Annotated in this window: 16 protein-coding genes; 3 read left to right on the top strand and 13 right to left on the bottom strand. The window is 68.5% G+C overall.

Going from position 1 to position 20369, the window contains the following annotated elements; genetic code table 11:
* Positions 1-132: 132 nt before the first annotated feature.
* Positions 133-1227, top strand: a complete 1095-nt coding sequence (locus OO67_RS13435; RefSeq protein WP_033300073.1) for an LCP family protein — start codon at positions 133-135, stop codon at positions 1225-1227.
* Positions 1228-1244: 17 nt separating this feature from the next.
* Positions 1245-1646: an NYN domain-containing protein gene (locus OO67_RS13430; protein WP_033300072.1), complete on the top strand. Its 402-nt coding sequence runs from the start codon at positions 1245-1247 to the stop codon at positions 1644-1646.
* Positions 1647-1650: 4 nt separating this feature from the next.
* Here the strand turns inward: OO67_RS13430 and OO67_RS13425 are convergent, their stop codons facing one another.
* The 12 genes from OO67_RS13425 to OO67_RS36515 all read right to left on the bottom strand — a co-directional run bounded on the left by OO67_RS13425 (position 1651) and on the right by OO67_RS36515 (position 17579).
* Positions 1651-3153 carry an amino acid permease gene (locus OO67_RS13425; RefSeq protein WP_033300071.1) on the bottom strand — a complete coding sequence of 501 codons (1503 nt, stop codon included), beginning with the start codon at positions 3151-3153 and terminating at the stop codon, positions 1651-1653.
* A gap of 146 nt (positions 3154-3299) precedes the next feature.
* Positions 3300-5213, bottom strand: coding sequence for a 1-deoxy-D-xylulose-5-phosphate synthase (gene dxs / locus OO67_RS13420; protein WP_033300070.1), 1914 nt, complete (start codon positions 5211-5213; stop codon positions 3300-3302).
* Between the two features lie 399 nt (positions 5214-5612).
* Complete coding sequence (locus OO67_RS13415; RefSeq protein WP_033300069.1) at positions 5613-6938, bottom strand: sugar ABC transporter permease; 1326 nt, start codon at positions 6936-6938, stop codon at positions 5613-5615.
* Positions 6935-7729 carry an ATP-binding cassette domain-containing protein gene (locus OO67_RS13410; RefSeq protein WP_078597891.1) on the bottom strand — a complete coding sequence of 265 codons (795 nt, stop codon included), beginning with the start codon at positions 7727-7729 and terminating at the stop codon, positions 6935-6937. The genes OO67_RS13415 and OO67_RS13410 overlap by 4 nt, the downstream gene beginning before the upstream one ends.
* Positions 7730-7943: 214 nt before the next feature.
* Complete coding sequence (locus OO67_RS13405; RefSeq protein WP_033300066.1) at positions 7944-9041, bottom strand: substrate-binding domain-containing protein; 1098 nt, start codon at positions 9039-9041, stop codon at positions 7944-7946.
* Positions 9042-9163: 122 nt separating this feature from the next.
* Positions 9164-10363 (bottom strand): ROK family transcriptional regulator, encoded by a 1200-nt coding sequence (locus OO67_RS13400; protein WP_033300414.1) that lies wholly within the window; start codon positions 10361-10363, stop codon positions 9164-9166.
* 1012 nt (positions 10364-11375) lie between these two features.
* Positions 11376-12137, bottom strand: coding sequence for a hypothetical protein (locus tag OO67_RS13395; RefSeq protein ID WP_051709359.1), 762 nt, complete (start codon positions 12135-12137; stop codon positions 11376-11378).
* Positions 12134-12625 carry a hypothetical protein gene (locus OO67_RS13390; RefSeq protein ID WP_033300064.1) on the bottom strand — a complete coding sequence of 164 codons (492 nt, stop codon included), beginning with the start codon at positions 12623-12625 and terminating at the stop codon, positions 12134-12136. Before OO67_RS13390 ends, OO67_RS13395 begins: the two co-directional genes overlap by 4 nt.
* A 6-nt stretch (positions 12626-12631) precedes the next feature.
* Positions 12632-14890 carry a glycoside hydrolase domain-containing protein gene (locus tag OO67_RS13385; RefSeq protein ID WP_033300063.1) on the bottom strand — a complete coding sequence of 753 codons (2259 nt, stop codon included), beginning with the start codon at positions 14888-14890 and terminating at the stop codon, positions 12632-12634.
* Positions 14891-15340: 450 nt separating this feature from the next.
* Positions 15341-16258: a carbohydrate ABC transporter permease gene (locus tag OO67_RS13380; protein ID WP_033300062.1), complete on the bottom strand. Its 918-nt coding sequence runs from the start codon at positions 16256-16258 to the stop codon at positions 15341-15343.
* A gap of 97 nt (positions 16259-16355) precedes the next feature.
* Entirely contained in the window at positions 16356-17279 is a 924-nt protein-coding gene (locus tag OO67_RS13375; RefSeq protein WP_033300061.1) for a carbohydrate ABC transporter permease, read from the bottom strand.
* Positions 17280-17417: 138 nt separating this feature from the next.
* Positions 17418-17579 (bottom strand): Arc family DNA-binding protein, encoded by a 162-nt coding sequence (locus tag OO67_RS36515; protein WP_033300060.1) that lies wholly within the window; start codon positions 17577-17579, stop codon positions 17418-17420.
* 28 nt (positions 17580-17607) lie between these two features.
* On the opposite strand from OO67_RS36515, the gene OO67_RS13365 reads away from it, so the two are divergent.
* Positions 17608-18834, top strand: coding sequence for an RNA-guided endonuclease InsQ/TnpB family protein (locus OO67_RS13365; protein WP_051709356.1), 1227 nt, complete (start codon positions 17608-17610; stop codon positions 18832-18834).
* 35 nt (positions 18835-18869) lie between these two features.
* On the opposite strand, the gene ngcE is transcribed toward OO67_RS13365, so the two are convergent.
* Positions 18870-20318: an N-acetylglucosamine/diacetylchitobiose ABC transporter substrate-binding protein gene (gene ngcE / locus OO67_RS13360; protein WP_033300059.1), complete on the bottom strand. Its 1449-nt coding sequence runs from the start codon at positions 20316-20318 to the stop codon at positions 18870-18872.
* Between the last annotated feature and the right edge of the window lie 51 nt (positions 20319-20369).

The following is a 20369-nucleotide window of genomic DNA, read 5'->3' as shown; positions in this document are numbered from 1 at the left end:
CGCACCGGCCGGAGTGATTCGAAAATTTGTCTATACTCATCGGTCAGCCCCCCACGTATGTGGACCGGCCCCACCCGAGTCCCCAACTCCACACCGGCCCTCACGGGCCACAGACCAAGGGACTCGCGCAGGATGAGCCACGACGCCGTACCCCCACGCGCCTCACGACGGGCGGAAGCACCGAAGCGGGGCCGCAAGAAGGAACGCGGGCGCCGCCGCGGCCTCAAGATCACTCTCGGGGTCGTCCTCGTGCTCCTGCTCGCGGGCGGCGGCACCGCGTACTGGATGTACCAGGACCTCGACGGCAACATCAAGGGCGTCGACATCAACAAGGCGCTCGGCGCCGACCGCCCCGAGAAGCTCCCCACCACCGGTCAGAACCTCCTCGTCCTCGGCTCCGACTCGCGTGCCGGGGCGGAGAACAAGGAACTGGGCGGGGGCGGCGACGTCGGCGGGGCGCGGTCCGACACCACGATGGTGGTGCACATACCCGAGGGCCGGTCCGAGGCCGTCGCCGTGTCCATCCCGCGCGACACCCTCGTGACCCGGCCCGAGTGTGTCGCGTCCGACGGCTCGGAACTGCCCGAGAAGAAGCGCGAGATGTTCAACGCGGTCTACGCCCTCGCGGGTCCCGCCTGCGTGGTGAAGACGGTGGAGAAGATGTCCGGGGTTCGCATCGACCACTACCTGGAGATCAACTTCGCGGGCTTCAAGGACCTGGTCGACGCGATAGGCGGCGTCACCGTCGACGTCGAGGAGCCGATCCGCGACGAGGCCTCCGGGCTCGGCCTGACGGCAGGTCAGCACAAGCTGAACGGGACCGAGTCACTGGCCTTCGTCCGGACCCGGAAGGGCGTGGGCGACGGAAGCGACCTGGGACGGATCGGTCTGCAGCAGCAGTTCCTGATGGCACTGCTGAAGGAGATCAAGTCGCAGGACCTGCTGGGCAGTCCGGCTACCACGTACAAGATCGCCAATTCCGCGACCAAGTCACTGACGACCGACGAGGGGCTCGCCTCCCTGACCTCGCTCAGCGAGTTCGCACGCTCGATGAACGGCGTCGATCCCTCCTCCATGGAGACGATCATGCTGCCGGTGGCGTACGACAAGCAGGATCCCAACCGTGTCGTGGCCACGGAACCCGAGGCGGGCGAGCTCTGGAAGGCCATCCGCACGGACGGCACGATTCCGGAGTCGGCGAAGAAGTCTCCGGCCACCGGCGGCTGACCTGGCATCCTTCGGGGATGACCGGTGAGCGGACTCTGGTGGTCGTCGACGGGGCCAACGTCGTCGGGTCGGTACCCGACGGGTGGTGGAGGGACCGTTACGGCGCCGCCGAGCGGCTGCGGGACTCGCTGGTCACGTACGCCGCCGAGGGGATCGCGGGGCACGCCGGCCCCGTGGAACTCGTGCTCGTCGTGGAGGGCGCGGCACGGGGAGTCGCGTCCGTGCCGGGGGTGCGCGTGGCGACCGCACCCGGCAGCGGGGACGACCTGATCACCGAACTGGCCGCCGCCGCCCACGGCGTACGCCCCTGCGTCGTCGTCACCGCCGACCGGGGGCTGCGGCAGCGGGTCGAAGCGTACGGGGCGCGTTGCACCGGCCCCCGCACGGTACGTCCGCTGCCGCCCCCACGAGGGGCCTGAAAGCTCAGGAGGCCTTCGTCATACGGCTGTTTCTGCGGCCGTACACGAAGTAGATCAACACGCCCAGAGCCATCCAGATCCCGAACCGGAGCCAGGTCTCCGCCGGCAGGTTCAGCATCAGCCAGACCGAGGCGGCGACGGACACGATGGGGAGCAGCGGGACCCACGGGGTGCGGAAGGCGCGGTGGAGGTCGGGGCGGGTGCGGCGCAGGACGATGACGCCGAGCGCGACGACCACGAACGCGAAGAGCGTGCCGATGTTCACCAGGGTGGCCAGCTCGTTGATGCTCGTGAAGCCGGCCACGATCGCGATGACCACTCCGAGCAGGATCGTCGGACGGTACGGGGTGCCGAAGCGCGGGTGCGTCACCGAGAAGAACCTCGGGAGCAGTCCGTCGCGGCTCATCGCGAAGAAGACCCTGGTCTGGCCGAGCAGGAGGATCATGCAGACGGTGGTGAGCCCGACCGCCGCGCCGAAGCTGATGACGCCCGCGTAGAAGGGGTGCCCGACGGCCTTGAACGCGTCGGCCAGCGGGGCGCTGACGGAGAGTTCGGAGTAGTGCTGCATGCCTGTGACGACGATCGACACGGCGACGTAGAGCAGCGTGCAGATGATGAGCGAGGCGAGGATCCCGCGCGGCATGTCCCGCTGCGGGAGCTTGGTCTCCTCGGCCGCGGTGGCCACGACGTCGAAGCCGATGAAGGCGAAGAAGACGATGGACGCCGCGGTGAAGATGCCCATGATGCCGAAGTTCGTCGGTTCGTAGCCGAAGATCAGCTGGACCAGTGGTGCGTCCAGACCCGCGCCCGAGGGCTGCTTCTCGGCCTCGGGGATGAAGGGTGAGTAGTTGGACCCCTTGATGAAGAACAGTCCGGCGATGATCACGATGCCGACGACCGCCAGCTTGATGGCGACGACGACGGTGGTCACCCGGGCGGAGAGCTTCATCCCGAGGACCAGGATGACCGTGAGGATCAGCACCAGGACGAACGCGAGGACGTCGAAGCCGAATCCGCTCGCCACGTCGGGGCCGGAGAGCGCCTCGGGCATCGTCCAGCCGACGTTGTCCATGAGCGAGCGGACGTAGCCGGACCAGCCGACGGCCACCACCGCGGTGCCCAGCGCGAATTCGAGCACCAGGTCCCAGCCGATGATCCAGGCGACCAGCTCGCCCAGCGAGGCGTACGAGAAGGTGTACGCCGAACCGGCCACCGGGACGGTGGAGGCGAACTCGGCGTAGCAGAGGGCGGCGAGCGCGCAGACGATGCCCGCCGCGACGAAGGCGAGGGCCGTGGCCGGGCCGGCGGTCTCCTTGGCGACCTTGCCCGTGAGGACGAAGATCCCGGTGCCGATGATGACACCCACTCCGAAGACCGTGAGGTCCAGCGCGGAGAGGCTTTTCTTGAGCGCGTGCTCCGGTTCCTCGGTATCACGGATGGACTGTTCGACCGTCTTGGTCCTGAACAGCCCGTTCCCGCTGGGGGGCGTGTCCTGCTGCGTGCTCACCGGCGTACCTCCACGCACTCGTCGTGCACGCCATGATTCGTAACCGGCCGCCCCCGGCACGCTCCGCAGGGCCCGATTTCACGCGAATGGGCCGGTCGGACCACCCGTGCGGGGTGGGCGACCGGCCCAGTGCGGCGCGGGGCGGATCAGTCGCGGACGGGCTCCACGGCGCGGCTCTCGTACCGGCCGTCGAGCTTGGCGACGAGGCCCGTGACCTGGCGCGCGATGTCCGGGGCGGTCAGCCCGATCTCGGCCATCACCTCGCCGCGCGAGGCGTGGTCGAGGAACACCGGCGGGATACCGAAGTCGCGCAGCGGTACGTCGACGCCGGCGTCCCGCAGCGCCTGGGCGATGGCGGAGCCGACACCGCCGGCCCTGCTGTTGTCCTCGACGGTGATGACCACCCGGTGCTCCGCCGCGAGCGGGGCGAGCGCCTCGTCGACGGGCTTGACCCAGCGCGGGTCGACCACGGTGGTGGAGATGCCCTGGGCGTCCAGAAGTGCCGCGATCTCCAGGCACATCGGGGCGAGGGCGCCGACGGAGACCAGGAGGACGTCGGGCCTGTCCGTGCCCGGTGCTCGCAGGATGTCCATGCCGCCCGCCGTGCCGACGGCCTGGACCGAGGGTCCGACCGCGCCCTTGGAGAAGCGGACGACGGTGGGCGCGTCGTCCACGTCGACGGCCTCGCGCAGCTGGGCGCGGACCTGGTCGGCGTCGCGCGGGGCGGCGATGCGCAGGGTCGGCACGCACTGCAGGATCGACATGTCCCACATGCCGTTGTGCGAGGCGCCGTCGGTGCCCGTGACGCCCGCCCGGTCCAGGACGAAGGTCACCCCGCACTTGTGCAGGGCGACGTCCATCAGGACCTGGTCGAACGCCCGGTTCAGGAACGTGGCGTACACCGCGAAGACGGGGTGCAGCCCGCCGGTGGCCAGGCCCGCCGCGGAGACCGCGCCGTGCTGCTCGGCGATCCCCACGTCGTAGATGCGGTCCGGGAACGCCTCCTCGAACCTGCCGAGGCCGACCGGCTGGAGCATGGCCGCGGTGATGGCGACGATGTCCTCGCGCTCGTGGCCGAGCTTGACCATCTCCTCGCCGAAGACCGAGGTCCAGTCGAGACCGGAGGTGGAGATGGGCAGACCCGTGTCCGGGTGGATCTTGCCGACCGCGTGGAAGCGGTCCGCCTCGTCCTCCAGCGCCGGGGTGTAACCGCGGCCCTTCTCGGTGAGGCAGTGCACGATGACGGGCCCGCCGAAGCGCTTGGCCCGCTGGAGTGCGGATTCGAGGGCCTCGATGTCGTGGCCGTCGATGGGACCGACGTACTTCAGGCCGAGGTCCTCGAACATGCCCTGGGGGGCGATGAAGTCCTTGAGGCCCTTCTTCGCGCCGTGCAGGGTCTCGTACAGCGGCCTGCCGACGACGGGCGTGCGCTCCAGGAGGTCCTTGCCGCGGGCCAGGAACCGCTCGTACCCGTCGGTGGTGCGCAGGGTGGCGAGGTGGTTCGCGAGACCGCCGATGGTCGGGGCGTACGAACGCTCGTTGTCGTTGACGACGATGACGAGGGGGCGGTCCTTGGCGGCGGCGATGTTGTTCAGCGCCTCCCAGGCCATGCCGCCGGTCAGCGCGCCGTCGCCGATGACCGCGACGACGTGGTCGTCCTTCTTGAGGACCTCGTTGGCCTTCGCCAGGCCGTCGGCCCAGCCGAGCACCGTCGAGGCGTGCGAGTTCTCGATGACGTCGTGCTCGGACTCGGCGCGGGACGGGTAGCCGGAGAGACCGCCCTTGCTCTTGAGCTTCGAGAAGTCCTGCCGGCCGGTGAGCAGCTTGTGCACGTAGCTCTGGTGACCGGTGTCGAAGAGCACCTTGTCCTGCGGGGACTCGAAGACCCGGTGCAGGGCGATGGTCAGCTCGACCACGCCCAGGTTCGGGCCGAGGTGGCCGCCTGTCTTGGAGACCTCCTCGACGAGGAAGGTACGGATCTCCCCCGCGAGCTGGTCGAGCTGCTCGAGGCCGAGCCGGTCCAGGTCGCGCGGTCCCGTGATGCGGGTCAGCAGGTCCACCCGTGCCTCCTTGCGTGTGAGCCGGTCGAACTTCTTGCCGATCCCGGAGAGTCTAATGTTCCGCGGAGGGCGCCGGTCCTCAGGGGGCGCGGTCGTGTGTCACACCTTGGGCGGGAAAGATGTGATTCGGCTCGCATCCCGCGTTTCGGGGAAAACGAGCGAAGGACGCTCAGGGCGTCGTCGGCCCACTCGCGGCCGGAGGCGAGGGCCCTGCAGAGTCGAACAGATGTGCCCGAGATCTCGGGCAGGCGGAACCAGCGTGTCCGGGCCCGGCCGGACGGCGCCGGCCGGGCCCGGATTCCTCAGCCGTCCGGACGGGGCGCGGGGATGCCGGCCGCCGCATGACCGTGCCCGGCATCCGCCGGGATGCCGGGCACTCAGACCATGGTGCGTACGGCGTCAGGCGCGGCCCGCGGTCTTCTGCGTCCGGCGGGAGACCGAGTCGATGACCACGGCGGCCAGGAGCACCGCACCGGTGATCATGTACTGGACGGCGTTGGCCATGCCGATCATGTTCAGGCCCTGCTGGATCGACTGGATGACGATCATGCCGAGCAGCGCGGACCAGACCTTGCCCCGGCCACCGAAGAGGCTGGTTCCGCCGATGACGGCGGCGGCGATGACCAGCATCAGGGTGTTGCCGGCGCCGACGCTCTTGGTGGCGCCGCCGGAGAGGCTGGCGATGAAGAGTCCGCCGAAGGCGCCCAGCGTGCCGGAGAGGGCGAAGACGGTGATGCGGACCCGGTCGACGTTGATACCGGCGCGGCGTGCCGCCTCCGGGTTGCCGCCGACCGCGAAGACCTGGCGGCCGAAGGTCGTCCGGCGGGCGACGAAGTCCGCGATGATCAGGACCGCGAGGAACAGCACCAGGGCGAGCGGCAGGCCACGGGCCCCCGCCGGCTCGTTCAGGACGTACGCGACGGCGAAGCACAGGACGGCGACGACGGCGGTGCGCAGGACGATCTCGGCGACGGGGCGGGCGGGCAGGCTCGCCGCCTTGCGGCGCTTGCTGTCCACCAGGAGCGAGGCGGCGTACGCGAGGACCGCGACCAGGGCGAGCCCGTAGCCGGCGGCCTTGTCCTCGAAGAAGTAGTTGGTCAGGTTCTCGACGACACTGCCGGAGGGCGTGTTGATCGAGCCCTCGCCGCCCATCATCCAGTCCTGGAGACCGCTCCAGCCGAGGAAGCCCGCCAGGGTGACGACGAAGGCCGGTACCCCGATCTTGGCGAAGAAGAAGCCGTGCAGCGCCCCGAGGGCCATGCCGGAGAGCACGGCGACGAGGATCGCCAGCCAGTCGTTCCAGCCGTTGTTGACGTTGAGCACGGCCCAGACGGCCGCGCCGACGCCGGCGACGGATCCGACCGAGAGGTCGATCTCACCGAGCAGCAGCACGAACACGATGCCGACGGCCATGATGCCGAGGCCGGAGCTGTAGACCGCGATGTTCGCGACGGAGCTGGCGGAGAGGAAGTTGCTGTTCTGCAGCTGGAACACGATCGCGATGACGATCAGCCCGATGAAGACCGGCAGCGAGCCGAGCTCGCCGCCGCGCACCTTGCGGGTGAACTCGGACCAGTAGCCCTTGATGCCCTCCTCGCGGATGAGCAGGCGCGGGTCGACGGCGGGTATGGGGGCCGCCGACGGCTCGACGGCGGGTGCCGTCGAGGCGGAGTCGGAGGCGGGCTTCTCCGTGGAGGGCCCCGGGGTCTTGGCGAGGTCGCTCACTTCGCGTCCTCCTTCGTGGCCGTGCGTGCCTCGCGACGCGTGACGGCATTGTCCGTGGCGCCGGTGATCGCGGCGATGATCTCTTCGTGGGAGGTGCTCGCTACGTCGAACACACCGTTGTTGCGGCCGAGGCGGAGCACCGCGACCTTGTCCGCGACGGCGCGGACGTCGGCCATGTTGTGGCTGATGAGGATGACGCCGTGGCCGCGCTCGCGCAGCCGCTCGACGAGGTCGAGGACCTGGGCGGTCTGTTCGACACCCAGCGCCGCGGTCGGCTCGTCCAGGATGACGACCTTGGGGTCGCCGATCAGGGCGCGTGCGATCGCGACGACCTGGCGCTGCCCGCCGGAGAGCGAGGCGACGGGGATCCGTACGCTCGGGATCCGGATGGACAGGGTGTCCAGGAGTTCCTTGGCCCGCTTCTCCATCGCGATCTCGTCGAGGACGGAGACCTTGCGCAGTTCGCTGCCGAGGAAGAGGTTGGCGACGACGTCGAGGTTGTCGCAGAGGGCCAGGTCCTGGTAGACGGTGGCGACTCCCAGCTCCTGGGCGTCGTTGGGCCGGTTGACCCGGACCGTCCTTCCCTCCCATTCGATGGCGCCGTCGTCGATCGGGTGGACGCCCGAAATGGTCTTGACGAGCGTCGACTTGCCGGCTCCGTTGTCGCCGACGAGGGCGACCACTTCTCCGGGGTGAATCTCCAGGTCCACGTCGGTGAGCGCCTGGACGGCGCCGAACCGCTTGGAGATTCCGCGCAACGCCAGCACGGGCGTAGCGGACACGTGAATCATCTCCTTCGCCGCCTGACCGGCGGGGATGGTGCTGCTGAGCAAGGGGGTGTGCGGAGTGGGCCCGGCGCCCGCCCGCGCTTGCGGGGCGTCGGAAGGGCGGGTGCCGGGCCGGCTGGGAGCCGAGTGGCCGGGCCGCGGGCGTCGTGTGCTCCCGCGGCCCCGGGGTCTCGTCCCGCTGACCGCCGCCCGGGGGCGGGGGCGGTCCGGAGGAGTCCTACTTGATGCCGGCGGCGTCGCAGGCCGCCTTGTACTCGGCGGTGCAGATCTCCTCGGCCTTGTAGACCTCGTCCGCGATGATCGTGGAGGCGATGTTCTCCTTGGTCAGGATCTGCGCGTCGTAGAGCTTCGAGGGGATGCCCTTGAACTCGCCGCTGAGGCTGTCGACCTTGACCGGCGTGAGGTCGTCGATCTTCTCGCCCTTGAGCAGCGCGACGGCGATCTCGGCGGTGGTCTCGGCCTCCGGCTTGATCTGCTTGTAGATCGTGAAGGCCTGCGTGCCCGCCAGGATGCGCTGGAGGCCCGCGAGCTCGGCGTCCTGCCCGCCGACCGGGACCTTGACGCCCTGCTTGTCGAGTGCGGTGATGATGCCGCCGGCCATGCCGTCGTTGGCGGAGTAGACGCCCTGGAAGCCCGTCTTGCCCAGCGAGTCGATGGCGGCACCCATCTTCTTGTTGGCCTCGTCCGGCGACCAGTCCGGGATGTCCTGCTCGTAGACGACCTTCTTCACCTGGGCGTCCAGAACGGTGTGGGCGCCCTTCTTGAAGAACGGGGCGTTCGGGTCGGTCGGCGAGCCGTTGATCATCACGACGTTGCTGTCCTTGGCCTTGGCGCCGAGCGCCTTGACCAGGGCCTCACCCTGCAGCCGGCCGATCTTCTCGTTGTCGTACGAGACGTACGCGGCGATCGGACCCTCGGCGAGCCGGTCGTACGCGACGACCTTGACGCCCTTCTTCTCGGCCTGCTGGACCCAGGACTTGGTGGCCTTGTAGTCGACGGAGTCCAGGATGATGACCTTCACACCCTGCGTGACCAGCGCGTCGAACTGCTTCTTCTGGGTCTCGGTGTCCTGTGCGGCGTTGTTGTACTTGACCTCGCAGTCGTCGCACAGTTCCTTGATCTTCGCCTCGATGATGGGGCGGTCGAACGTCTCATAACGCGTGGTCTTGTTCTCCGGCAGCAGCAGGCCGATGGTCTTGCTGTCACCGCCGCCGCTTGCGTCCGCGTCGTCACCCGCCTTGCCGCAAGCGGCAAGCGAGACTGCCATGGAAAGAGCGGCCGTACCTATGACGATGCGTCGCGTCACTGCGTTCATGGGGGTTTGCCTCCCTGACGAGGCCGCAACGTTGCGGCCGAGGTGGCTGGAAGTCAACTCGGCCGCCGGGGCGGCGTCAAGGAGTAAATTCTTAACGAGATGACAACGGTGCCATTCGTTATCTAAGTGAAGGCAGGAGTGGCCCCGGGCAGGGTGCTCTCCAAAAGGGTCGAATCCCCCATCTCGCTCAGCACGAGGGCCAGCGCCCCCAGCACTTCGGCCCGTCCTCCGAGCGCCCCGGGAAGCACGGAGAGCTGCCGCGCGGCACTGGGGATGGCGTACCGCGAGACCGAGTCGCGGATGGGCCCCAGCACCAGCTCCCCCGCCTCCGCGAGGGAGCCTCCGAGCACCACACGGCTCGGGTTGAGCAGGTTGCACAGGTTGGCCACACCGCTCCCGATGTGCCGGCCCACGTCGCCGATCACCCTGCGGCAGCCCGGGTCCCCCTCGCGGGCCAGCTGGACCATCCGCTCCATGGTGAGATCGGACCCGTGGCTGGGCTTCAGCAGCGGCAGGACGTACCGGGCGGCGGTGAAGGTCTCCAGGCAGCCCCGGTTACCGCAGCGGCAGACAGGACCCGATTCGTCGAGGGTGATGTGGCCGATCTCGCCGGCCGTGCCACCGGGCCCCCGGTAGATGGTCCCGTCGATCACCAGACCGGCGCCGACGCCGCTGGCCACCTTGATGTACGCCAGATCCTTGACGCCCCTGCCGCTGCCCCAGACGAGCTCTCCCAGCGCGCCGAGGTTGGCATCGTTGTCCACGTACACCGGCACGCCGAGGCGTCCGGCGAGCTCCTGGCTGGGATTGATGCCCGTCCAGCCCGGCAGGATCGAGGTGGAGCCCAGCGTGCCGGACTCGACGTCGATCGGGCCCGGTACGCCGAGGCCCACGCCGATCACCTTCCCGGGGCTGATCCCGGTGGTCTCGATCAAACGATTGACCAGCTGCTCCGCCCGCCCGAAGCCCTGCGCCGACGAGGCGTCGACGTCCAGCGGCTCGGATTCCTCGGCCAGCACCTGGTGCGCCAGGTTGCCGATGGCCACCCGTAGGTGGGTGTGGCCGAAATCCACCCCGATGACGATGCCGGCGTCCCCGCTCAGGGAGACGCTCCTGGCCCGGCGCCCGCCCGCCGAGGTGGGGGTCACCTCGACCGTGCCGCCCTCCTTGAGTTCACGGACGATGTTGGAGACGGTGGCTGCGGAGAGACCGGTGCTCCTGGCGATCTCGGCCTGGGTCAGGGACCCCGCCATTCTTACGGCACGCACGACCCGCTCAAGGTTGGCCCGATGCAGAGATGTCTGCGACCCCGGAGTCTCCATCGACTCACTCACTCCTGCCGTTTTCTCCAACATGTGAACCCTAAGCTGAGCGTTTTGGGGTGCCCCCCGTCAAGACCTGAGCAGTGGAGGCATCGGACGAGCAGGCGGCCGCGCACGCGGCAGACGCGGTCCGCCGACACCCCGAACCCGGAGGAAAGCGGCTCCTGCCGTACACCGGCATCGGTCCTCCCGCGGCGGCCCGCGACGGCCGCGGGCGCGAACGGCCGCACCCGACGCGTTCACCTGTTTCACGGATCCGGAAGCCATAACCGGACAGGCCGGCCGGCCCGCACCTCACCACGAAGCCCCGCCTGCGTCCTGATGGACATTCAGGACGCGCGCGTCCTGAGCGCGGGATCTCTCTCGGTGCACCTTTGCGCCTGAACACATCACCGGCTCCCCTTTTCGGGGGCTGCCGACACCGTGGCGCCACGTCTGCGCAGCGGCACCGCGGACATGGCTCGAGCGGCGTCTCCTCGTCACCCGGGCGCGGACACGCCTGTTGGGTCGGGACGAGCACGGCAGGGCGGTGGGCTCGGGTTTCGCGGGATCCCGGACGCCCACCGGATCACGTTCCACCCCGCCTCCGCCGGTGCGGGGCAGGCCACCCGGACGACCCTCTCCCCCGGTGGGCGCGCCCTCACGGAGGGGGTATCGGGTCGCGGGGGAATTTGCTCGTGGGAGCGCTTCGCGCGGCGCCGCGGGCCCTCTGCCCGAACAAGGGGAACGGGCGCCGACAGGCAGTTGAAGAGGAGCTGAACAGGCGCCGGACACCGCTGACAGCCCCACCGGCCCGGGTACCGCACACCGGGGCCCGGCGACCGTGCGCGGCTCGGCGAAGACCGGCGGGAGTCACGCACCGTGTGCGGCCGGCGGGCATGCGGGGGGGGGGAGCGTGCGGACGTGCAGGCGTGCGGCCCCGGGTGTGCGGGGCGGACAGGAACATCCGCCCCGCGCACCCGTGCCGCGCGCGGGCCCGGCGTCAGCGCGCCGTCGGCGCGCTCCAGGGCGCCTACCGGTAGCGCTCGGCGCGGCGGCGCCGGGCCGGCGCCGTCACGTCAGCGACGACGCCGGCACCCAGGCCGGGCGCCTCCCGCCAGGCGCGCAGCTTCGCCGCGACCCGTGCCGGCCTCTCGTCGCCGGGGCCCGCCACGAGGTAGAAGAGCCCCTCCTGTACGGGTCGGTCGTCGCCGCCCCAGCGGACCAGGCCCTCGGTGTCGGCGATGATGTCCCGGACGACGAGAAGCTGCGCCGCGGTGAGGCCGCCGCGCACCCCACGGGGGTACGAGCCCGGCCTGATCACCACCGCGGTGCCGGACGCCTGGTTCGACTGCGGCTGTGCACTGTCGCGTACCTCGGAGGGGGCCACCCACCCCTGGATCGGCGTCGGTTCCCCCGGCAGGCCGAGCGCCTCGATCTCGTAGTGGAAGCGCCGGACGACGTGGACCAGCAGGGCGGCGGCGTCGCCCTCGCGCAGGGGGACGGTCAGCCCGGTGCCCGGCACGGAGTACGTGACGATCTCGCCCTCCGCGTCGAATGCCTTCTGCATCTCCCAGCCGTTGCCGGACGGACGGCCGGTCAGGAGCCGCCGCCGGCGGCCCTCCAGGTCGCTCAGCGCCTTCTTCAGCGTGTCGTTCTCGAGGGGGCGAGCTCCTGGCGCGGCCGGGGCGGCCGCGGCGGGGGTGGTGAGGACACCGCCCGTGGCGAGGCTCGCGGCGGTGACGCCGGCTGCCGTGGTCAGGGCACGTCTGCGGGACATCTCGGTACGGATCACGATCTGCCTGCCTTCCGATGGGTCGCGTGCCGCTTGCGGTGGAGCAGGAGGGAGACGATCCCTGCCGCGAGTGCGAGCAGCAGCAGTACGGCGATGGTGGGGTTGATGTATTCGGGGACGACGGCGGTGTGGCTGCTGCCGTCGGGCATGCGGCACACGAGCCGCAGCGGGACGAACTCTCCGACGGTCGCCTCGGCCCCCGGCCGCTGCAGGACGCCGTCGACGTACGCGCAGCGGGTCCCGCGGTCCTGGCGGTCCAGCAGGTACAGGTGCAGACAGCCCCACAGGTAGAGGGCGAGCCCCCCGGCGGACGACAGCAGGGCCAGGTCCCGCCAGACGGCCACCGGGGTACGGGCGGAGCGGTTCTGCCGCGTGAACCGTGAGCACAGGAAGGCCACGGCACCGCACAGGGCCGCAGTGCCCGCCAGCAGGATCACCGTGAGCGCCGTGAAACCGTGCCCCTGGTAGGGGTCCGATGCTGCGAGCACGGAGGGTCAGGCTCCCCGGATCGCGCTGTTGTACTTCTCGAAGATCCGGTAGAGGGGCATCCTCAGGGTCGCGTCGCTGAACGCGGGCTCCGAGGGGCCCTGGTAGCGGCGCAGCACCTCGTAGATCTCGGTCTCGTCGTAGTCGAGGGCCGGCCGGCGCTGCGGGGTCTCGGGGACGTCGCCCTGCTTGCCGTCGGCGCCCCAGATGTGGATGTGGGCGACGGTGCGCACGTTGAAGGCGTTGTCCTCCAGGAGCTGGATCCACATCTTGTAGCGGTCGGCGTCCGGGTTCGGGGACACGTCCGCCGGATCGAGGACGGTCCCGTCGGCCAGTCCAGCGCGGATGGAGTTGTTCCAGGCCAGGATGCCGATGCGGCCCTGTATCTGGCCGACCCCGGTGCTGCTGTCCTGCAGCCGGGTGACGCCGGGCAGGCCCTCGGCCCAGTCGGGGAGGTAGCCGGTGTAGTAGAGCCCGACGCCGCCGTCCGCGGTGACGTCCTCCTTGCCGTAGTGGCAGAACTCCCAGAACGCGGTGGTCTGGATGAGCGCCTTGCGCATCCGGTAGCGGCGGGCCGTGGAGGTGATGACGTCGTCGAGCGACATGATCGTCTCCAGGCACTGCCTGCGCGTGTAGATGTTGTTCGACTGCTCACCTCTGCCGATCAACTTCATGTAGGCGGTCGCCTCGTCCGCGAGGGCGTCCCAGTAGGAGAGGTCGAAGCCGATGTCCTGCTTCTGCGCGGGAGGGGCGTCGAAGTCGCCCTGGCCGGTGTCGCGTCCGGAGGCGATGTTGTTGTCGATCTCGATCCTGCCGTCGCCGGAGCCGATCCACTTGGTGACGATCTGGTCGAAGGCCCAGTTCTCCGGCATCGCGTAGCCCAGGTTCCCGGAGAAGCCGGAGGACATGTTGGAGACGAAACTGGTCTCGGCGTAGCCGGCGTCGGAGATCCGGGAGCAGGCGTTGCGCGGTCCGTAGACCCCGATCCTGAACGGACTGCCCATCCGGGTCATCTGGGCCCTGAGGCTCTGGAAGTACGGCAGGATGTGGGACGTGACCTCCTCGTCGACCGCGTCGTAGTCGACCGCGAAGTAGATCCGGCTGCCCGGTTTGAAGCCGTGCTCCTCCGCCTTGTAGGCGGCGTTGGCGCAGTCCGCCACGCCCTGGGCGGGGCTGTAGTAGTCGACCGAGCGCGCCCACGTCTGGTAGATCGGGAAACAGCGCAGCCCGTACTCCTTGATCGTGGCGAGTTCGCCGGGCTGGATCTCCTTCTCGGGCAGGTCGGTGGTGGAGGGGTTGTAGAGGTAGCGGCCGATGTACTTGTATCCGGCGCTCTTCAGGGCCTGCGCACGGGCCGGGGTGATCTTCGTGACGCCGTCGCAGGCCTCGCCCTGACGCGTCTGGTCACCGTAGGAGACCAGCAGCGAGGACCAGGTGCGGAAGTCCGCCTGGCCATTGACCGCGAGGTGCATGAACGACTGGAAGGTGCTGACGGAGGAGGACAGCGAGGAGGTGAACGAGGAGGAGAAGGACACCGGGCGCTTGTTGAGGACCATGGCGGCAGTGAAGAGCTGCACCCACACACCGCTGCTGCCCGTGGACAGCGTGTGGCTCTTGAGCCCGGACTGCGTGCCGGGGCCGAACACCCCGTTCGCCGTACCGTCGGCCATGCCCAGCTCGTACTGGATGGCGTACAGCATCGACTTGGCGACATCACGCGAGTGGTGGCCGTCGCAGGGGATGACGTAGAAGTCCTTGCGCAGGACGTACCGGCCGTTCAGCCACTGCTGGATGGACCTGATGGTCTCGGACCCGGAGTTGACCGTGACGTAGGCGTCCATGTTGAACAGGCCCTTGACCGTCTTGGGCCACAGGGCGCCGCCCGGGTAGGTGCTGCTGACGCCCATGTTCTGGTGCAGCTTCGCCACGGCTTCCTGGACCCGCGAGTTGTACGTGCCGTCGATCTCACCCCCGTCGTACCCCTTGCAGTAGAGGGCCGACTGGAGGATGCGGCAGAAGTTGGCGGAGGGAACGGTGCTCGCGTCGAGCTTGCCGTACTTCTCGGCGATCGCCGCGAGAGTGCCCGCGCCGAAGTTGTTCGACAGCCCGCTGATACCCATCTCGTACTGGAGCGCCCTGGTGAGGGCGTACATGACGGTCCAGCTCGTCCGGCCGTCCTCCTCGAGCTTCGAGATCCCCAGGGTGGCGCCGTTGCCATAGGTGGTGTTGATGAATCTCTGCGCCCGCTGCACCATCTCGTCAGCCATGAGCTCCCCTTTCACGGGAACGGAGAAATGGATCCGGGAGCACGCGAAGGAGAGGGTTCCGCCCGGCGGATGTCGATGCGACTCGCGGTCCGCCACCACGTCGAATGCGCTCACGCAGATGGCGAGGATCCCCCCTGGCCCCCGTACCGACAGACGCCCGACAAGCGCTCGTCGCAGCCACCGAGGTGACCTGCCGTCACTATTTACGGGCTGCTGACTGTTGATCAAGTCCTGTTCGCGCGGGTGCGGGACGTATGCCTGGTACGGGCCATATCTTGTGATGACCCCGTGTTCCAACCGATGCCACATCCACACGGAAAGGCCGTTTGGAATACAGGAACGGGGGTAGGCCCACCCCGATTCGAGGCCACTGATTCGAGGCCACTGAACCTCGTACGACGGCAGAAGGCCGCGCCCTCACGGACGCGGCCTTTCCTGGTACCCGGTGGACTACTTCAGTGCCCCCGCCGTGAGCCCCGCCACGACCTGGCGCTGGAAGACGATGTAGGCGGCGAGGACCGGAAGCATCGCCATGACCAGGCCCGCGAAGAGACCCGACCAGTCCCCCTTGTACCCCTGGCTGGTGGCCAGTTCGACCAAGCCCTGGGAGAGCACCTTGCCGTCCGGATCGGTGTTCAGAACCGTCGGCAGCATGTACTGGTTCCACTGTCCGAGGAAGTTGAAGATGCCGACGCTGATCAGGCCGGGCTTCGCCATCGGCAGCATCACCTGGAAGAACGTCCGGGTGTGCGAGGCGCCGTCGAGCATGGCCGCTTCCGCGATCGAGGTCGGCAGGGTCCGGAAGAACGAGGTGAGGAAGAACACGGTGAACGGCAGCGAGTACGCGATGTAGACCAGGATCAGCCCGTGCACCGAGTTCAGCAGGCCCATGTTGTTCATGACGAAGAACAGCGGGACCAGCGCGAGGATGATCGGGAAGCTCATCCCGCCGATGAAGAGGAAGTAGACGAAGCGGTTCCCCGGGAAGTCGAACCGCGCCAGCACGTACGCCGCCATGGAGCCCAGCAGCAGGGTACCCACGAGCGAACCGCCCACCACCAGGATGGTGTTGAAGAAGTAGTCGCTCATGTGGGCCTGGTTCCAGGCCCGTGACCAGTTCTCGAAGTGGAGCCTGTCCGGCAGCGACCAGGGTGTCGACAGGATCGAGTCGTCCGACTTGAAGGACGACATCACCGCCCAGAGCAGCGGCATCACGACGAGTACCGCCCAGATGATCAGCACACCGTGCGAGAAGACGTTGAGGACCTTGCCCTCGCTGCTCTTCGCCGGCCCGCCGGCCGGGGCGTCCTCCTTCGTCACCGGTGAGCGCGGGGCCGGGACGGCGGGAGGAATCTCAGTGACCTTCATGTGTGCTCACCTCGTACAACTGTCGGGCCGGCCACCGGGGCCGAACTCGTCTGCGCGCCGCGGGCCGTCCGGTCGCCGCACCTCGGGATGACCGGCATCAGTACTCCAGCCGCTCGCGCCGGCCCAGCCGCATCACGACGGCCGCGAAGAGCATGGTGACGATGAGCAGCCCGACGCCGATGGTGGTCGCGTAGCCGGCCTGGGCGTCCCGGAAGGCCGTCTGGTAGACGTACAGCGGCAGGACGGTGGTGGAGTAGTCGGGACCGCCCGGTCCGACCGTCATGACCTGTACGGCGGTGAAGGCCTCCACCCCGAGTGCCAGGATGCCCATGTAGACCCAGCCGGACTGCACGGTGTCCCAGAGCAGCGGCAGTGTGATCTTGAAGAACGTGGTGATGCGGCTCGCTCCGTCGAGGAGGGCCGCCTCGTAGAAGTCCTTCGGGATCGAAGCCATCCCGGCGGAGAAGAGGACGACGAAGAACCCGACCGTCGACCAGATCAGCACGACCATCACGCAGTACAGCGCCAGATCGGGGTCGCCCAGCCAGTCCGGCTGAAGGCTCTTGAGGCCGACGGCCTTCAGTGTCTCGTTCAGCATTCCGGACGTCGGGTTGAACGCGAACTGGAAGAGCAGGGCGACGATCACGATCGACAGGACCTGGGGGAAGAAGTAGGCGACCTTGTAGAACGAGGAGCCCCGCACGCCGGCGACCGCGGCGTTCTTACGCCGCCGGCCGCCGACGTTGAGCATGAAGGCGAAGAAGAGCGCGAGGCCCAGCGTCACCAGCGGCAGCAGCAGCGCCAGCAGCACGCTGTGCTGCAGTGACTTCCAGAAGATGTCGTCGTCGAGCATCCGGCTGTAGTTGTCGAAGCCGACCATCTGGAAGTCCGGGCTCAGTCCGGTCCAGTCCGTGAACGAGTAGTAGATGGACTGGGCGAAGGGCCAGATGACGAAGATGGCGTACAACGCCAGTGGGGCTACCAGGAACCCCACGATGAACCGGTACTTACCGTGCTGCATCGTTTACCGACCCCGATCTCTGAGCGGGTGCCGCCGCTGGTGACGGTTGCTCACTGGTTACCTCCGAGGATGCCCCGGCCTCCAGGCCGGGGAGGAACAGGACCCCTGCGGAGCGGGGTGAGGAAAGAGCGATCGCCGTCAGGGTGACTGGTCGTCTGTCGAGACGTTGCCGCGCTCGACCTCCAGCCTGTGAACGATCTCCGAGTTGAGGGACCGCCGGTCTCGCTTGGCCACGGCGGACAGCCACGCGTGAAGTTCAGCGGGCAAGCGAAGCGTGATGCGCACTTCTTCATGATTCATGCCTCAAGCGTAGTGGTAGAATGGTGTCATGGCGACACTGCAGGAGACAGCGGGGGGTGCTGGCCACGCCCGGTACACCTACCGGCTTCGTGTGTCGTCGTCCGCCCGCACGGCGCTGCTCACCGAGTGGGACCGCTGTCGCTGGGTGTGGAACGAATGCGTCGCCAAGTCTCTGCAGACACATGCTCACAACCGCGCACACCCGGCCAGCAGGCTGACGTGCGGTCCGGCACAGCTCGACAAGATGCTGACCGAGGCCCGCGCCAGGCTTCCCTGGCTCCGCGAGGGCGCTTCGGTCCCTCAGCAGCAGGTCATCCGGGACTTCGCCAAGGCCCGATCCAAGGCGCTCAAGGACATCGAGAAGCGCCTGCCGGTGAAACAGCGTGCGGCCATGCCCAGGGCGAAGAGGAAGCGGGACGCACCGCCGACGCTGAACTACACCACCCGGGGCTTCCGGCTCAAGGACGGCCGTCTGCACCTGGCGGGCGGCGTCGTGCTGACGGTGGTGTGGTCCCGCGACCTTCCGTCCGCTCCCTCGTCGGTGCGCGTGTACCGGGACAGCATTGGCCACTGGTACGCCTCGTTCGTCGTCGCCGCCAAGACCCGGCCTCTCGCGGAGACTCGCCGGGCGATCGGTATCGACTGGGGTGTCAAGGAGACCGCCACCACTACCAGCGACCTGCACGACCTTCCCCACCCGGAGCACGGGAAGAGTGCCGCCGCGAAGCTCACCCGGTACCAGAAGCAGATGGCGAGGCGGAAGCCCGCGCGCGGGACGACCGCATCGAAGGGCTACCGGACGGCGTCCCGTGCGGCGGCAAAGCTCCACAAGAAGGTCGCACGGCAGCGGCAGGACACCGCCCGTAAGTGGGCCAAGCGCGTCCCGACCGACCACGACGCCATCGCTGTGGAGGACTTCCGACCGAGGTTCCTCGCCAGAACCACCATGGCCCGAAAGGCGGCCGACGCCGCGATCGGCGCCACCAAGCGTGCCCTGATCGAAATGGGACGCAAGCACGGGCGGGACATCCACCTCGTGCACCCCGCGCACACCACCATGGACTGCGCGTCGTGCGGAGCGAGAACCAAGCACGCACTTCCTCTTTCGGAACGTACCTACACCTGCACCGCGTGCGGAGCCGTGTCTCCCAGAGACAAGAACTCCGCACGCGTGATGCTGGTCCGGGCTGGTCTCATCCCGGCTGGTGCTGAGGGCGTAAAACCGCCGGGAGCGTCGCTCCCGGAGGCAGCCTGAGCCAGGAATCCCTCTGCTCCAGCTGAGGGAGGATGTCAATGGTGCTTGTAGTGCTTGATGGACTGGTCCTTGGCCGCCGCGTCTGCGAAGCCCTGGATCTTCTTGATGGTCTCCGCCGGGGTCGCGCGGCCGGCCATCATCTCGCCGATTCCGGCGATACCGATCTGCTCCTTCTGCAGCTTCGCGTACCAGTCCTGCAGGCGCGGGTTCACCACGTTCTCGCCGGCCTTGGCGAGGACGTCGACGCCGGACTGCAGCGCGGTGGACAGCGTCAGGCCGTCGGTGCCGCCGTTGAGGGCCGTCAGCGACTTGACCTTCTGGGTGAAGTTCTTGGAGGACTCCTCGCTGAGCATGATGCGCAGCTGCTCCATGCCGCCCTCGGGGTTCTTCGAGTTCGCCGGGACGATGAACGGCTCGCCGCCGGACGCCCAGACGGTGCCGAAGGGCAGCTTGTCGGAGGCGTCGAGGCTCGACGGCGCACCGACCGTCATCTTGAAGTCCGCGGGCGTGGTGGGCGCTGCCTCGTTCTCCACCCACGAACCGTTCGGGATGAAGAGCGCCTTGCCCTTGGTCCACTCGGTCTGCGACTGGATGTGGGTGAGGCCGGGCGTGCCCTTGAGGATGTACCCCTTGGCGAAGAGCTCGTAGTACGCCTCGAACGCGGCCTTGACGGCCGGGTCCTTCCAGGCGTTCGGCTCCAGGTTGTCGATCTTGTCGAGAACCTCCCGGCCGCCGATCTTGGCGATGAAGGGGTAGAGCGAGAACGGCAGGTAGTAGGGGTACTTGCCCGGGTACGTCCAGCCGGCGATGCCCTGCTTCTTCGCCTTGGCGCACAGCGCGAGCATGTCGTCCCAGGTCTCCGGGTACGTCGCGTCGAGCTTCTCCAGCGCGGTCTGCGAGTACCAGACGCCGTAGACCGTGTACGCGTAGTACATGACCCAGACCGGGTCACCGTCGAACTGGCCCATCTCCAGGACACCGGGGCGCAGGGTGTCGCGGACCTTCTTGGCCGGGTCGTCGTAGGACGGGGCGTCCATCAGCGGGGTGAGGTCGGCCAGCTGCTTCTTGCCGACCAGGACGCCCATGTCCATCTGCTCGGCGCCCGAGTTGTCGATCAGGTCCGGCGGGGTTCCGCCGTTGAAGCGCGGCTGCAGGATCGACTGGATCTTCTCGGTGGCGGAGTGCTTCACCTTCGGAGCCTTGGGGAAGGCCTCGTTGTACTTCTTCTCCGCGTCGATGGCGTACTGCTCGCCGAAGCCACCGTTGAAGATGACGACTTCGAGGGCGGCGGTCTCGTTGACACCGAGCGGGTTCTTCGCGCTCTTGGTGCCCTTGTCGACCTTCTCGTCACTTCCGCTGTCGCTGCTGGCGCAAGCCGAAAGGAAGCTCATCGTCGGAACAGCGATCAGGCCGAGTGCGGCCGAACGCTTGATCACGTCGCGACGGCCAAGGCCCTCATTCGTGCGGCCGGAGGTGGATCCCATGCTCAAGTCCTCGCCTTCTCCAGGACTCAGGCGGTGTACCGGTCACCCGTA

Source organism: Streptomyces atroolivaceus, from assembly GCF_000717025.1.
In the GTDB taxonomy this organism is placed as follows: domain Bacteria; phylum Actinomycetota; class Actinomycetes; order Streptomycetales; family Streptomycetaceae; genus Streptomyces; species Streptomyces atroolivaceus.
Note: the sequence above shows the minus strand (reverse complement) of the source record. Positions and strands in the feature narration are given on the sequence as shown.